Here is a 14,222-nt window from a genome sequence, read left to right as displayed (position 1 = left end):
GCATCGACAGCCTTGTAGCCAGTCTGTACAGGCTGGTCTACCGACTTACGCCAGATAACGCCTGGAGCAACTTTCTCGACCGCGTCGGTCTCGGTGTTGTTCAGAGGACCTTTACCGTCCACAGGGTTACCCAGTGCATCGACGACGCGGCCCAGCAGTTCCTTACCAACCGGAACCTCCAGGATGCGGCCAGTGCACTTGGCGCTCATGCCTTCGGCAAGAGATGTGTAAGCGCCCAGTACGACTGCACCCACGGAGTCTTGCTCCAGGTTCAGTGCCATACCGTAGACGCCGCCCGGGAACTCGATCATTTCGCCGTACATAGCGTCGGCGAGACCGTGAATCCGCACGATACCGTCAGACACGCTGACGACTGTGCCTTCGTTTCGGGCTTGGGAGGTCACATCGAGCTTGTCGATGCGGCCCTTGATGATTTCACTTATTTCGGAAGGATTGAGTTGCTGCATTGCTCTGCTGCCCCTTCAAACTCAAGATTTCAATGCTTCGGCTAGTTGCGCGAGTTTGCCGCGAACTGAGCCATCGATAACCAGGTCGCCGGCGCGGATGATGACACCACCTATCAGGGCGGCATCCTCCGCAGCGTGCAGGCGCACTTCCCGGCCGAGCCGTGCACTGAGAACCTTGGCGAGTTTGTCTTGCTGTTCTTGGTTCAATGCGAAAGCACTGGTCACATCCACGTCTACCGATTTTTCCTGCTCGGCCTTGTACAGCTCGAACAGTTCGGAGATCTCCGGCAGAAGCTGGAGACGGTCGTTTTCAGCAACGACGTGGATGAAATTCTGTGCCTTGGCATCGAACTTGTCGCCGCACACTTCAATAAAAGTGGCGGCCTTGTCTGCGCTCGTCAGTCGCGGGGCCTTGAGCATGCGCTGCATGGTGTCGTCTTGCGACACCGCAGCAGCCAGGCCGAGCATGGCTGACCAATTGGCCAGCTGCTGGTGCGCCTGTGCATGCTCGAAGGCTGCCTTAGCGTAAGGTCGGGCCAACGTGGTCAGTTCTGCCATGATCGCCCTCGCTTAGATTTCTGCAGCCAGTTTGTTAACCAGCTCCGCGTGCGCGTTTTGATCGATTGTGGCACCCAGGATCTTCTCTGCGCCGTTGACTGCCAGGCTGCCCAGTTGGGCGCGCAGCGCGTCTTTGACGCCGTTCAGTTCCTGCTCGATCTCGGCCTGAGCCTGAGCCTTGATGCGGTCAGCTTCAACGCGAGCCTGTTCACGGGCTTCGTCGACAATCTGAGTACCGCGTTTCTTGGCCTGCTCAATGATTTCAGCTGCCTGAGCCTTAGCTTCGCGCAGTTGCTGACCCGCTTTATCTTGGGCCAGCTCCAGGTCGCGAGCTGCTCGGGTGGCAGCGTCCAGTCCATCCGCGATCTTCTTCTGACGTTCGTGCAAAGCCGCGATGACCGGAGGCCACACGAACTTCATGCAGAACAGCACAAAAATGAAGAACGCAACGGACTGGCCAATCAGGGTTGCATTAATGTTCACGCCAACACCTCGCTCGTTCGTTGTCCATCACACCAATCAACTCGAAAATTCGAGCGATTAGCCAGCGAGTTGACCAACGAAGGGGTTCGCAAAAGTGAAGAACAGAGCGATACCGACACCGATCATGGTTACGGCGTCGAGCAGACCAGCCACGATGAACATTTTGACTTGCAGCATTGGAACCATTTCTGGTTGACGCGCTGCGCCTTCCAGGAACTTACCGCCCAGCAGGCCGAAACCGATTGCGGTACCCAGTGCGCCCAGGCCGATCAGCAGTGCAACAGCGATAGCAGTTAGACCAACTACAGTTTCCATCTTTCCTCCCGACTTTTACGTCGTATTGGTTAGGTTTTTTTAGATTAAAGCGGTAAAGCAAAATCGTTTCTTACATCAAGCCCTTGCGGGCACCCCCTCGCCGAGGCGAGGAGATCATCAGACACGCCAGGCGAGTCTTAATGGTTATCTTCGTGAGCCATCGACAGGTAAACGATGGTCAGCATCATGAAGATGAACGCTTGCAGGGTGATGATCAGGATGTGGAATACAGCCCACGCCCACTGCAGCACCACGCCCAGGCCACTGAGCCAGAGCAGGCCGCTGCCGAACATGACCGCGATCAGGATGAACACCAGTTCACCCGCGTACATGTTGCCGAACAGACGCAGAGCCAGAGAAACCGGTTTGGCGATCAGAGTCACGAATTCAAGCAGGAAATTCACAGGAATCAACAGCGCCTGGACAACAATGTTCTTGCTGCCAAACGGGTGCAGGGTCAGTTCGCCGATGAAGCCGCCGATGCCCTTGACCTTGATGCTGTAGAAAATGATCAGTGCGAAGACCGACAGCGCCATACCGATAGTTGCGTTCGGGTCGGTAGTCGACACTGCGCGGAACGGAATGTGGTGGTCGCCGGAAATCATGATCGCCAACTGAGGAATCCAGTCGACCGGAACCAGGTCGACGGCGTTCATCAGGAACACCCAGACGAAAATGGTCAGCGCCAGCGGTGCAATGACAGCACTGCGACCGTGGAAGCTGTCCTTGACGCTGCCATCGACGAACTCGATCAGGACTTCAACGAAGTTCTGCAGCGCGCCTGGCTGACCGGAAGTGGCCTTTTTGGCGGCCATGCGGAAAATCAGGACGAAAATCAGACCCAGAGCCACCGACCAACCGAGAGTATCGAGGTGGAAAGCCCAAAAGCCCATTTCTTTTGCTTCGGCTGCGGAATGCGCGAAGCCCCAAGTGCCGTCAGGCAAATGACCGAAGGTCAAGTTCTGCAGGTGGTGCTGGATATAGCCCGAAGCTGTTTGCTCTGCCATGGTTGCCTCAAACGCCCTAAGGTCTCGAAAGTCTTGTTCTCATTAGCAGGGGTGCGAACCAGTTGACCAACTGGATCAACATGAACACACCGAAAACCGCCAGCGGCGCCAGCGGCTTCACTCCTGCGAAGGTCAGTGCAAACAGCACTGCCGTAAAAATCAGTTTGCCTGCCTCGCCGGCGTAGAACGACCGAACGATGGCCTGCGCTGCCCTGGCGCCGGAAAACCGGAACGCCTTATGGGCAAAGTACAAATTGGGCAGCCAAGCTATCAGGCCTCCGCAAAGCCCTGAGTATCCAGCTACGACTCCATGCCACTGCCAAAGCGTCAGCGCTGCCAGCAGCAGGACAATCAATTGAGCCAGCAGTACCGGGAAAACAGCCAGACGATGGAATGGCAAGCGGTTTGGCGTGCGTGTCTCCATCACATGGGCTCCTCGTATGCCAGCCGCCAAAATCAATAACTTGGCATAATTTGTGCCGACAAAATGCGCGCAGAGTATAGGGGCGGTTCAGCCCCTATTCAACTGCCGGGTAGTGATTTCCGACTACACGCTACGCATGATTTGTTTCAGCGGATGTGGGCGAGGACGCCCTGCAACTCGTCAAGCGAGTTGTAACGGATCACCAACTGGCCTTTTCCCTTCTGACCATGGCGAATCTGCACCGCAGAGCCCAGCCGCTCGGCCAGACGCTGTTCAAGACGGGTGATATCCGGGTCGGCTTTGACTGGCGCAGCCGGCTCCTGTTTGCCACTGAGCCACTGGCGCACAAGTGCCTCGGTTTGGCGCACGGTCAGACCACGTGCGACAACATGTCGCGCCCCTTCAACCTGTTGTTCTTCAGGCAAGCCTAGCAGAGCACGGGCATGACCCATCTCCAGGTCACCATGGGACAGCATCGTCTTGATCACCTCCGGCAGCGCGATAAGGCGCAACAGGTTGGCGACGCTGACCCGTGACTTACCCACAGCCTCGGCGACCTGCTGCTGAGTCAGCTGGAATTCCTGCTGCAGCCTCTGCAGCGCAATGGCCTCTTCAATCGGATTGAGGTCTTCACGCTGGATGTTTTCGATCAATGCCATGGCGATGGCGGCTTCGTCCGGTACATCGCGCACCATGGCCGGGATGGTTTCCATCCCGGCCTGCTGGCTCGCACGCCAGCGGCGTTCACCGGCGATGATTTCGAAGCGGTTTTCGGCTATCGGGCGCACCACGATCGGCTGCATGACACCCTGCGCCTTGATCGAGTTCGCCAGTTCTTCCAGCGCCTGAGGGTCCATGTCCCGCCGCGGCTGATATTTGCCGCGCTGAATCAGGTCCAGTGCAATGTGTTGCAGCTCGCGTTGATCGGCTTGAACGGCCTGTTCTTCCAACGCGCTGACGGTGGGGCTACTCAGAAGTGCGTCCAGCCCACGTCCGAGTCCTCGTTTCTTGACGGCCATCGGATTTCCTTAAGTGGGCTGGGCAGCAGCGCGAGCGGGCCGACGTTGACGACGAACCATTTCGCCAGCTAGGGCCAGATAGGCCAGGGCACCGCGCGAGGTCTTGTCATAAGCCAGCGCCGGCATGCCGAAGCTTGGAGCCTCGGCCAGGCGGATGTTGCGCGGGATCACGGTGTCGTAAAGCTGATCGCCGAAATGCTCCTTGAGCTGAGCCGATACATCGTTGATCAGGCTCAGACGCGGGTCGTACATGGTACGCAGCAAGCCTTCGATTTTTAGCTGCGGATTGAGCAGTTCGCCAATGCGTTTGATGTTATCCACAAGGTCGCTGAGACCTTCCAGCGCGAAGTACTCGCACTGCATGGGGATAATCACGCCATCGGCGGCGACCAGGGCATTGAGCGTCAACATCGACAAGGACGGCGGACAGTCGATGAGGATGTAATCGTAATTCTCGCGGATCGGTGCCAGCGCGTTACGCAGCCGGGCCTCTTTCATCTGCATTTCCAGCAGAACGACCTCCGCCGCGGTCAGGTCGCGGTTGGCGGGAAGCAACTGATACCCGCCATGCTCGGAGAAATGCATGGCCTGGTTGAGATCGCACTCGCCGATCAGCAGGTCATAAACCGAATGTTCCAGCGCGTGTTTATCCACACCGCTGCCCATGGTGGCGTTGCCCTGTGGATCGAGGTCGATCAACAACACCCGGCGCTTGGTTGCGACCAGCGACGCTGCGAGGTTGATGCAGGTGGTGGTTTTACCCACCCCCCCTTTTTGGTTCGCTATCGCGAATACCTTAGCCATTCTTGCGTGTGTTCCCTGTCATGCCGTGCGGCGCAGTATCAGCAGATGCCGTTGGCCTTGGCAACCGGGTACGGCCAAGGCTTGCGCGCTTTCCAGATGAAACTCTGCCGGCAATGCTACCAGTTCGTCGGCAGGATGCAGACCTTTCATCGCCAGCCAGCGCGTTTGGCTGTCGCCCATATGCCGGGTCCACTGTGTGAAGTCCTCCAGACTGCTGAATGCACGGGAGACAATCCCGGTAAACGGCAGGCTTGGCTGATACGCTTCGGCACGACTGTGGATAACTTCCAGGTTGTCGAGCTTGAGCTCAAGTTTGACCTGGGTCAGGAAGCGGGTTTTCTTGCCGTTGCTGTCCAGCACGGTGACTTTCATGTCAGGGAACAGGATGGCCAGCGGAATGCCGGGCATGCCCCCGCCACTGCCGACATCAAGCCAGCGTTCACCTTCGATGAAGGGCACGACACTGAGACTGTCGAGCAGATGCCGAGACACCATCTCGTCCGGATCGCGCACCGCGGTCAGGTTGTAGGCCTTGTTCCACTTGATCAGCAATGCCAGGTAGCCCAGCAGTTGCTCCTGCTGGGCGTCACTGAGGTCCACCCCCAGTTCTCGCGCGCCATTGGTCAATTCTTCTGCGTGTTGCGGTGTGACCATAGAACTCAAGCGCTTTGCTCCAACTGACGGCCCGCGCCGCGTTTCTTCAAATGAATCATCAACAGGGAAATGGCCGCAGGCGTCACGCCCGGAATCCGCGAGGCTTGACCCAGGGTCTCAGGACGAGTTATCCCCAACTTGCTCTGGATTTCTTTCGACAGCCCGGAAATGCCGGTGTAGTCGATGTCCTCAGGCAGCCGGGTGTTTTCGCTGGCACGTAACCGGGCGATTTCGTCCTGCTGGCGGTCAATGTAGCCCGCGTATTTGGTTTTGATTTCTACCTGCTCGGCGACCTGCGGATCAGGCGAACCGTCGCCAGTCAGGGCAACCAGGCTGGCGTAGTCGATTTCTGGACGACTGAGCAGGTTGAGCAGGTTGTATTCGTGGGTCAACGGCGTGCCGAAATGCGCGGAAACCGCATCGCCCTGTTCGGTACCCGGGCGTATCCAGGTCGACTTCAGGCGCTGCTCTTCCCGTTCGATGCCTTCGCGCTTGGCGCAGAACGCCGCCCAGCGAGCATCGTCGATCAAGCCCAGCTCTCGGCCTTTTTCAGTCAGACGCAGATCGGCATTGTCTTCGCGCAGAATCAGGCGGTACTCGGCGCGGGAGGTGAACATGCGGTAAGGCTCCTGGGTACCCAGGGTGATCAGGTCGTCCACCAGCACGCCGATGTACGCCTCATCCCGACGTGGGCACCAGCTTTCCTTGCCTTGAGCACGCAAGGCAGCATTGGCGCCGGCGAGCAGACCTTGCGCACCAGCCTCCTCGTAGCCGGTGGTGCCGTTGATCTGTCCAGCAAAGAACAGCCCGCCAATGACTTTGGTTTCCAGGCTGTACTTCAGATCCCGCGGATCGAAATAGTCATATTCGATGGCGTAGCCCGGACGCACGATGTGTGCGTTCTCCATGCCGCGGATCGAGCGCACGATCTGCAGCTGCACGTCGAACGGCAGTGAAGTGGAGATACCGTTCGGGTACAGCTCGTGGGTGGTCAGGCCTTCCGGCTCGATGAAGACCTGATGGCTTTCCTTGTCGGCAAAGCGATGAATCTTGTCTTCGATCGATGGGCAGTAACGAGGGCCTACACCTTCGATCTCACCGGCAGCGGAATACATCGGCGAGCGATCGAGATTCGCGGCAATGATTTCGTGGGTGCGGGCGTTGGTGTGGGTAATCCAGCAGCTGACCTGACGCGGGTGCTGCGCCTTGGAGCCCATGAACGACATGACCGGAATCGGTGTATCACCCGGTTGCTCGCTCATCATCGAGAAATCCACAGAACGGCCATCGATGCGTGGCGGCGTACCGGTTTTCAGGCGACCAACGCGCAGCGGCAATTCACGTAATCGACGAGCCAGGGCAATCGAAGGCGGATCACCTGCGCGGCCACCGGAGTAGTTCTGCAAACCGATGTGGATAAGTCCACCGAGGAAGGTGCCGGTGGTCAACACCACCGAATCGGCCATGAAACGCAGGCCCATCTGGGTGACCACGCCGCGTACCTGGTCGTTTTCCACGATCAGGTCGTCACAGGCTTGCTGGAATATCCACAGGTTCGGCTGGTTTTCGATGATTTCGCGAATGGCGGCCTTGTACAGAACACGGTCGGCCTGGGCACGCGTTGCCCGTACGGCTGGGCCTTTGCGGCTGTTCAATACGCGGAACTGAATGCCGCCCAAGTCGGTAGCGGTGGCCATGGCGCCGCCGAGCGCATCGATCTCTTTGACCAGATGGCTCTTGCCAATACCGCCAATGGCCGGGTTGCAGCTCATTTGGCCGAGGGTTTCCACGTTGTGCGTAAGCAGCAGGGTTTTTGCCCCCATGCGTGCAGACGCCAGTGCTGCCTCGGTACCGGCATGACCGCCGCCGATGACGATCACTTCAAAACGGGAAGGGAAATCCACCACGCACCTCGTGCCTGTTAATGGGGGGAATTGGAAATTGGCGGCAAGTATAGGGACTTCGCCCCCCTGAAAGGAACCTTTTGCGCAAAATTTAACCAGCTGTGGATGAATGGCGGTTATAGAAATTAAAAAGAAAGAAATTTATAAAATCTTTGTTTTTATGTTTATGTTTAGAGGCGATGCTTTCTGTGGATAGATCAATACAGGCCACGTTCTACGTGATGTACAGAGATTCAAAAGTCTGTGTTCATGTACCGATGAGGCCCTTGGATAACCGGTTTAAGCCTGTGGATTAAATGCCACTTTGTCCACAGGGCGATTTACGCTCAGCTTTGCGGCCCTGTTATCAACCGAGCTGAAGGCCGCTTATGCACAGGGCTTATCAACGCGTTTTCGCCATGGGATTACAAAATATGGGCGTGCGAGGGCGCTCCGCGTAGAGCGTGGAGGTGGATAACTCGGGGAGAAGGGTGAAGGCCACAAGCAGGTCACCGGGAGCCGGGCCTGCCTGAGGATAAACGAAAGGCTATTTACCGATGCAGAAGCTGGAGAAGATGCGACCCAACAGGTCGTCGGAGCTGAACGCCCCGGTAATTTCACCCAGTGACAGCTGCGCTTGACGAAGGTCTTCGGCCAGCAACTCGCCGGCGCCTGCCAGGGTCAGCTGAGCACGGCCATGCTCCAGCGAAGCACTGGCCCTGTCCAGGGCATCCAGATGACGTCGCCGAGCGCTGAAGCTACTTTCTGATGTCTGTTGATAACCCATGCAGGCTTTAAGGTGCTCGCGCAGCAGCTCCAGCCCCTCGCCACCGGATTTGGCGCTGAGGTTGATAGTCACGTGGCCGTCGGTACTGACCTGAAGGCCAACCGGGTCTGCGCTGAGATCCGCTTTGTTGCGAATCAGCGTGACCATCGAAGGATCCGGGCGTTGTTGAAGAAACTCGGGCCATAGTGCAAAGGGGTCGTGCGCCTCAGGTGCCGTGGCATCGACTACCAGCAGTATGCGATCAGCTTCACCAATGGCCTTGAGCGCTCGTTCAACGCCAATCTTTTCCACATGGTCTTCGGTATCGCGAAGGCCGGCCGTGTCCACAACATGCAGCGGCATGCCGTCGATGTGGATATGTTCGCGAAGCACATCCCGGGTCGTACCTGCCACCTCGGTCACGATCGCGGCCTCGCGGCCGGCGAGAGCGTTGAGCAAACTCGATTTGCCGGCATTCGGACGTCCCGCAATGACCACGGTCATCCCGTCGCGCAACAATGCCCCCTGGTTGGCCTCCTGCAGAACTGTGGATAACTGCACGCGCACCTCATCGAGCATGTGCAGGACATGGCCATCGGCAAGGAAGTCGATTTCCTCCTCGGGAAAATCGATTGCTGCTTCAACATAGATGCGCAGGCTGATCAGTTTTTCGGTGAGATTATCCACACGCCGGGAAAACGCGCCTTGCAAGGAACGCAGAGCATTGCGCGCTGCTTGTGCAGAACTGGCCTCGATGAGGTCGGCAATCGCTTCCGCCTGGGCAAGGTCGAGTTTGTCGTTGAGGAACGCACGCTCGCTGAATTCCCCGGGTCTTGCCAGGCGGCTGCCCAGTTGAACACAGCGTTGAAGCAGCATATCGAGAACCACGGGGCCGCCGTGGCCCTGCAATTCGAGGACATCCTCACCGGTGAAGGAGTTCGGGCCCGGAAAGTACAGTGCGATTCCTTCGTCGATGACCTCGCCCTGCTCATCCTTGAACGGCCCGTAGTGGGCATAACGGGGCTGTGGCTGTTTGCCGATGATTGCCTGTGCTGCGGCGCCGGCCAGTGGCCCGGAGATGCGGACAATCCCGACACCGCCTCGTCCTTGAGCGGTGGCGATGGCTGCGATGGTTTCACGAGGGACGTTCATGGTCCGGCTCCTGAATAAATGACGGATAGCAAAACGCCCCACGAGGGGGCGTTCTGAATTACTTATTCACAGGGTAGATCAAGCAGCCGCTTTCTTGGCCTTGGCCTCGATGCTACGAGTGATATACCACTGCTGAGTGATGGACAGGGTGTTGTTCACAACCCAGTACAGCACCAGACCAGCCGGGAACCACAGGAAGAAGAAGGTGAAGATGATAGGCATCAGCTTCATAACCTTGGCCTGCATCGGATCCGGAGGTGTAGGGTTCAGACGCTGCTGGATAAACATGGTAGCGCCCATGATGATCGGCAGGATGAAGAACGGATCCTTGATCGACAGGTCGGTTATCCACAGCAGCCATGGAGCCTGGCGCATTTCAACGCTTTCAAGCAGTACCCAGTACAGCGACAGGAACACTGGCATTTGTACAAGAATCGGCAAGCATCCACCCAGCGGATTGATCTTTTCCTTCTTGTACAACTCCATCATCGACTGCGAGAGCTTCTGACGGTCGTCGCCGTGCTGCTCTTTGAGCGCCGCCAGACGAGGCGCAACGGCACGCATACGGGCCATCGACTTGTAGCTGGCTGCCGAGAGAGGGAAGAAAAGCCCCTTGATCAGCATGGTCAGGAAGATGATCGACCAGCCCCAGTTACCCACAATGCTGTGGATATGTTGCAGCAACCAGAAGATAGGCTGAGCGATGAACCACAGAATGCCGTAGTCGACAGTCAATTCCAGACCTGGGGACAACTCTTTGAGCACGGCCTGGCTTTTCGGCCCAGCGTACAGCGTGGTCGTGGTTTCTGCTTTGGCGCCCGGTGCGACCGTCAATGCAGGACCGGTGAAACCGATGATGTAGTTGCCGGCGCTGTCTTTACGGGTAGTAACGGTATTGCTGTCAGCCTTGTTCGGGATCCATGCGGTCACGAAATAGTGCTGCAGCCACGCCACCCAGCCACCTTGAACGGTGTCTTTGACCGAGGCTTTGTCGATGTCCTTCATCGAGACCTTTTTGTAAGGCTCGGAAGGGGTCCACATGGCCGCACCCAGATAGGTCGCGGTGCCGGTGGCGGTGGTCGACGATGGATCGGCGCTTGCGTCGCGTTTCAACTGGGCGAACAGGCTGCCGTTCCACGCCTGGGCGCTCTGGTTATCGATCAGATAGGAAACGGTCAGGTCATACAAGCCGCGCTTGAAGCTGAAGCGCTTGATGTAATTCACGCCGGCGTCGCTGAATTTCAGATCAACGACCAGGTCATTCTGACCGTCAGCCAGTTGATAACTTTTCTGCGTGGCTACATAAACCGGCCGACCAGTGGCACGTGCGTCCGGGCCATTGGCGCCGGTCAGACCGCTCTGTGCAAGAAAAGTACGCTCGCCGCCGTTGTCGAACAGCTGGAACGGAATCTCTGGATGGTCCTGACGACGTGGATAAAGCGGCAGTCGCAGCTGCACGACGTCACCACCTACCGGGTCGATTTCCAGATTCAGGACATCAGTCTTCACCTGAATCAGGTCTTTGCTGGCAACTACCGGTGTCTCGGCAGGTGCAGCAACTTCACCGTTGGCGCTTGGAACGTCTGCATTGGCAGCAGTGGAACCTTGCGGCGTGTCAGGAAGCGCGGATGTATTGGTGTTGGCGGCAACATTCTGAGTCGGCAAGGCAGCCTGACCATAGTCCTGGTTCCATTTCAGGACACCGACATAGGTCACGATTGCCAGGGCGACGATCAGGATCGTGCGTTTAATATCCATGATTACTCGGCCATCGAAGAGGAACGGGAGGTAGGAGCTGGTGGAACCGGGTCGAAACCACCGGGATTCCACGGATGACAGCGACCTAAACGACGTAAGGTCAGCCAGCCGCCGCGTACCAGGCCATGGTGTTCAATGGCTTCGTACGCGTAGCAGGAGCAACTGGGGTAGAAACGACAATGACTGGCCATCAGGGGACTAATGGCATAGCGGTAAAACTGGATCGAAACGAGTGCCAGTTTACGCATCAGGACTGTCTACCCCCGCAGTTTCGGTTTTGACTTCCGGAGTTGGCCGGCTACGCGCCAGACGTTTCCAGAGCTTGCCGAAATGCTGAATCAATTCGGGGTTTTCAATGTCACCCAAGCCTTTGCGCGCGACAACAACGATGTCCCAACCAATCAAGTTGTCTTGGTGGAGACGAAACGATTCGCGCATCAGGCGTTTCAAGCGGTTGCGCTCGACGGAGAGCTTTACGCTCTTTTTACCGATCACCAAACCCAAGCGGCCGTGATCCAGGTCGTTATTGCGCACAAGGAGCAGGAGATTTTTACCCGGAACCTTGCCGGTGGGGGAGTCAAAGACTGCCTTGAAATGCCGGGGTGTCAGCAAACGCTTTTCCCGACTGAAGTCCTGACTCACCACCTGTGCCGATTAATCAAACTGCCAGACGCTTACGGCCTTTGGCACGACGACGCGAAAGAACTGCACGGCCGTTTTTGGTGGCCATACGAGCACGGAAACCGTGGGTGCGGGCGCGCTTGATAGTGCTGGGTTGGAAAGTACGTTTCATGGCGTGTTACCTGGTTCGTCCACAACGGGCCGGAATGGCCCCCGTTTTAAGAGACCGGGGATTCTAGAGAAAGCAGGCCCGCAGGTCAATTTCCAACCAACGTTTCCTTCATTTACTTCTCATGCGGGTATTTGCGTCGGGCAAGCGCGCTTTCCCACGTCACCCAACCCTTAGACATAAAAATAAAGAAGGAAAGTATTTAAAGCTTTTCTGTAAAGCTTATAGAAGCTATAGAGGCGCTTATCTGTGGATAACTGCTTACAGCCCACGTAAACCGCTTTGTACAGAGAATCACAAGTCTGTCCACAAGCGGTGCTGACCCTGTGCTGCGACCTCGGAAAAGCTGTGTATGGAACCGTAGTTTATCCACAGGGTATTTATCCACAGAGCTTGACCCCGACTTATGCAACGAGGCCAGCTGCGGTTATCCACAGGGCTTATGCACATGCCATTTGTCGGCATTTATTCCCATAAGATCTTGATTTTGAGGTGTTGGTTACCCACCTACATGTGGATAAGTCGGACAGGGGTGGTTACAATGGGCGCTTGTTTTCGCCTCACCGGCTTTTGAAACGTAGGGGATATCCGTGTCAGTGGAACTTTGGCAGCAGTGCGTTGAGCTTTTGCGCGATGAGCTGCCTGCCCAGCAATTCAACACCTGGATCCGTCCGCTGCAGGTCGAAGCCGAGGGCGACGAGTTGCGTGTCTATGCGCCCAACCGATTCGTGCTCGACTGGGTCAACGAAAAGTACCTTGGCCGTTTGCTTGAGTTGTTGGGCGAACACGGTCAGGGCATCGCGCCTGCCCTCTCCTTATTAATAGGCAGCAAACGCAGTTCTGCACCGCGTGCTGCTCCTAATGCTCCTCTGGCAGCGGCGGCCGCAGCTTCGCAGGCCGCCCAGAGTGGCGCTGGAAACGGCGCTGCTGCACCCGCAGCCGTGGCCCAGGCTGTTTCGGCGCCGTCGCCTGTCTTGCAGAATTCCCTGAATGTCGATGATGAGCCGTCAAGGGCGAGCTTCGACCCCATGGCCGGTGCGAGTTCTCAGCAGGCCCCGGCGCGAGCCGAACAACGCAACGTGCAGGTAGAAGGTGCGCTCAAGCACACCAGTTATCTGAACCGCACGTTCACCTTTGAAAACTTCGTCGAAGGTAAGTCCAACCAGCTCGCGCGAGCTGCAGCATGGCAGGTGGCGGACAATCCCAAGCATGGCTATAACCCATTGTTCCTGTATGGCGGTGTGGGCTTGGGTAAGACTCACTTGATGCATGCTGTGGGTAACCACCTGCTGAAGAAAAATCCTAATGCGAAGGTGGTGTATCTGCATTCGGAGCGTTTCGTGGCAGACATGGTCAAGGCACTGCAACTGAACGCCATCAACGAGTTCAAACGCTTTTACCGCTCGGTCGATGCGCTGCTGATCGACGATATCCAGTTCTTCGCTCGCAAGGAGCGTTCGCAGGAAGAGTTCTTTCATACCTTCAACGCGTTGTTGGAGGGTGGCCAGCAAGTCATTCTGACCAGCGACCGTTATCCCAAGGAAATCGAAGGCCTTGAAGAACGTCTCAAATCGCGTTTCGGATGGGGTCTGACAGTCGCCGTCGAGCCGCCTGAGCTTGAGACCCGAGTGGCGATTCTGATGAAGAAAGCGGATCAGGCGAAAGTCGAGTTGCCGCATGACGCCGCGTTCTTCATCGCCCAGCGTATCCGCTCCAACGTGCGTGAGCTTGAGGGCGCGCTCAAGCGTGTCATCGCTCATTCGCACTTCATGGGCCGCGACATCACCATCGAGCTGATTCGTGAATCACTCAAGGATCTGCTCGCGCTGCAGGACAAACTGGTCAGTGTGGATAACATTCAGCGTACCGTTGCTGAGTATTACAAGATCAAGATATCCGACCTATTGTCGAAACGTCGCTCCAGGTCGGTTGCACGGCCGCGGCAGGTGGCTATGGCGTTGTCCAAGGAGCTGACCAACCACAGTCTGCCGGAAATCGGCGATGTGTTTGGCGGCCGCGACCACACCACTGTTTTGCACGCCTGCCGCAAGATCAACGAACTTAAAGAATCCGATGCGGATATCCGCGAGGACTACAAGAACCTGCTGCGTACTCTGACTACGTAATGCCGACGCAGCTTAT

The 14,222-nt window shown here is 57.1% G+C and carries 15 protein-coding genes and 1 pseudogene; 1 reads left to right on the top strand and 15 read right to left on the bottom strand.

The features are described from left to right. From ACI2KS_RS26260 to rpmH, 15 genes and pseudogenes are all read right to left on the bottom strand, one after another. Nucleotides 1–467 (bottom strand): annotated as a pseudogene (locus ACI2KS_RS26260) (F0F1 ATP synthase subunit alpha); the annotation flags it as partial. 21 nt (nucleotides 468–488) lie between these two features. After that, nucleotides 489–1,025, bottom strand: a complete 537-nt coding sequence (locus tag ACI2KS_RS26255) for a F0F1 ATP synthase subunit delta (RefSeq protein ID WP_037016920.1) — start codon at nucleotides 1,023–1,025, stop codon at nucleotides 489–491. A gap of 12 nt (nucleotides 1,026–1,037) precedes the next feature. Further along, a complete protein-coding gene (locus ACI2KS_RS26250; protein ID WP_404623938.1) occupies nucleotides 1,038–1,508 on the bottom strand; it encodes a F0F1 ATP synthase subunit B in 471 nt (156 codons plus the stop codon). 57 nt (nucleotides 1,509–1,565) lie between these two features. Next, nucleotides 1,566–1,823 (bottom strand): F0F1 ATP synthase subunit C, encoded by a 258-nt coding sequence (atpE, locus tag ACI2KS_RS26245; protein WP_002555987.1) that lies wholly within the window; start codon nucleotides 1,821–1,823, stop codon nucleotides 1,566–1,568. Between the two features lie 137 nt (nucleotides 1,824–1,960). Continuing rightward, nucleotides 1,961–2,830 (bottom strand): F0F1 ATP synthase subunit A, encoded by an 870-nt coding sequence (gene atpB, locus ACI2KS_RS26240; protein WP_404623937.1) that lies wholly within the window; start codon nucleotides 2,828–2,830, stop codon nucleotides 1,961–1,963. 16 nt (nucleotides 2,831–2,846) lie between these two features. After that, a complete protein-coding gene (locus ACI2KS_RS26235; protein WP_404623936.1) occupies nucleotides 2,847–3,254 on the bottom strand; it encodes a F0F1 ATP synthase subunit I in 408 nt (135 codons plus the stop codon). Nucleotides 3,255–3,400: 146 nt separating this feature from the next. Beyond that, nucleotides 3,401–4,273, bottom strand: coding sequence for a ParB/RepB/Spo0J family partition protein (locus tag ACI2KS_RS26230; RefSeq protein ID WP_404623935.1), 873 nt, complete (start codon nucleotides 4,271–4,273; stop codon nucleotides 3,401–3,403). 9 nt (nucleotides 4,274–4,282) lie between these two features. After that, nucleotides 4,283–5,077 carry a ParA family protein gene (locus tag ACI2KS_RS26225; protein WP_404623934.1) on the bottom strand — a complete coding sequence of 265 codons (795 nt, stop codon included), beginning with the start codon at nucleotides 5,075–5,077 and terminating at the stop codon, nucleotides 4,283–4,285. Between the two features lie 18 nt (nucleotides 5,078–5,095). Further along, a complete protein-coding gene (gene rsmG / locus ACI2KS_RS26220; protein WP_404623940.1) occupies nucleotides 5,096–5,731 on the bottom strand; it encodes a 16S rRNA (guanine(527)-N(7))-methyltransferase RsmG in 636 nt (211 codons plus the stop codon). A gap of 5 nt (nucleotides 5,732–5,736) precedes the next feature. Further along, complete coding sequence (gene mnmG / locus ACI2KS_RS26215) at nucleotides 5,737–7,635, bottom strand: tRNA uridine-5-carboxymethylaminomethyl(34) synthesis enzyme MnmG (RefSeq protein WP_404623933.1); 1,899 nt, start codon at nucleotides 7,633–7,635, stop codon at nucleotides 5,737–5,739. Between the two features lie 526 nt (nucleotides 7,636–8,161). Further along, nucleotides 8,162–9,532: a tRNA uridine-5-carboxymethylaminomethyl(34) synthesis GTPase MnmE gene (mnmE, locus tag ACI2KS_RS26210; protein ID WP_404623932.1), complete on the bottom strand. Its 1,371-nt coding sequence runs from the start codon at nucleotides 9,530–9,532 to the stop codon at nucleotides 8,162–8,164. A gap of 78 nt (nucleotides 9,533–9,610) precedes the next feature. After that, on the bottom strand, nucleotides 9,611–11,290 hold the full coding sequence (gene yidC / locus ACI2KS_RS26205) for a membrane protein insertase YidC (RefSeq protein WP_404623931.1): 1,680 nt from the start codon (nucleotides 11,288–11,290) through the stop codon (nucleotides 9,611–9,613). Between the two features lie 2 nt (nucleotides 11,291–11,292). After that, the gene (gene yidD, locus ACI2KS_RS26200; RefSeq protein WP_404623930.1) at nucleotides 11,293–11,538 is read right to left on the bottom strand and encodes a membrane protein insertion efficiency factor YidD; all 246 of its coding nucleotides are present in this window, start codon (nucleotides 11,536–11,538) and stop codon (nucleotides 11,293–11,295) included. Then, nucleotides 11,531–11,932, bottom strand: a complete 402-nt coding sequence (gene rnpA / locus ACI2KS_RS26195) for a ribonuclease P protein component (RefSeq protein WP_404623929.1) — start codon at nucleotides 11,930–11,932, stop codon at nucleotides 11,531–11,533. Before rnpA ends, yidD begins: the two co-directional genes overlap by 8 nt. A 16-nt stretch (nucleotides 11,933–11,948) precedes the next feature. Continuing rightward, nucleotides 11,949–12,083: a 50S ribosomal protein L34 gene (gene rpmH, locus ACI2KS_RS26190; protein ID WP_002551315.1), complete on the bottom strand. Its 135-nt coding sequence runs from the start codon at nucleotides 12,081–12,083 to the stop codon at nucleotides 11,949–11,951. A 587-nt stretch (nucleotides 12,084–12,670) separates the two neighbouring features. Between rpmH and dnaA the strand changes: the two genes are divergently transcribed. Further along, nucleotides 12,671–14,206, top strand: coding sequence for a chromosomal replication initiator protein DnaA (gene dnaA / locus ACI2KS_RS26185; protein WP_404623928.1), 1,536 nt, complete (start codon nucleotides 12,671–12,673; stop codon nucleotides 14,204–14,206). Nucleotides 14,207–14,222: the final 16 nt, after the last annotated feature.

The sequence above is a fragment of the Pseudomonas sp. NPDC087358 genome (genome assembly GCF_044900785.1).
GTDB lineage: Bacteria > Pseudomonadota > Gammaproteobacteria > Pseudomonadales > Pseudomonadaceae > Aquipseudomonas.
The sequence above is the reverse complement of the archived record's forward strand: the minus strand, read 5'-3'. Positions and strand labels throughout refer to the sequence as shown.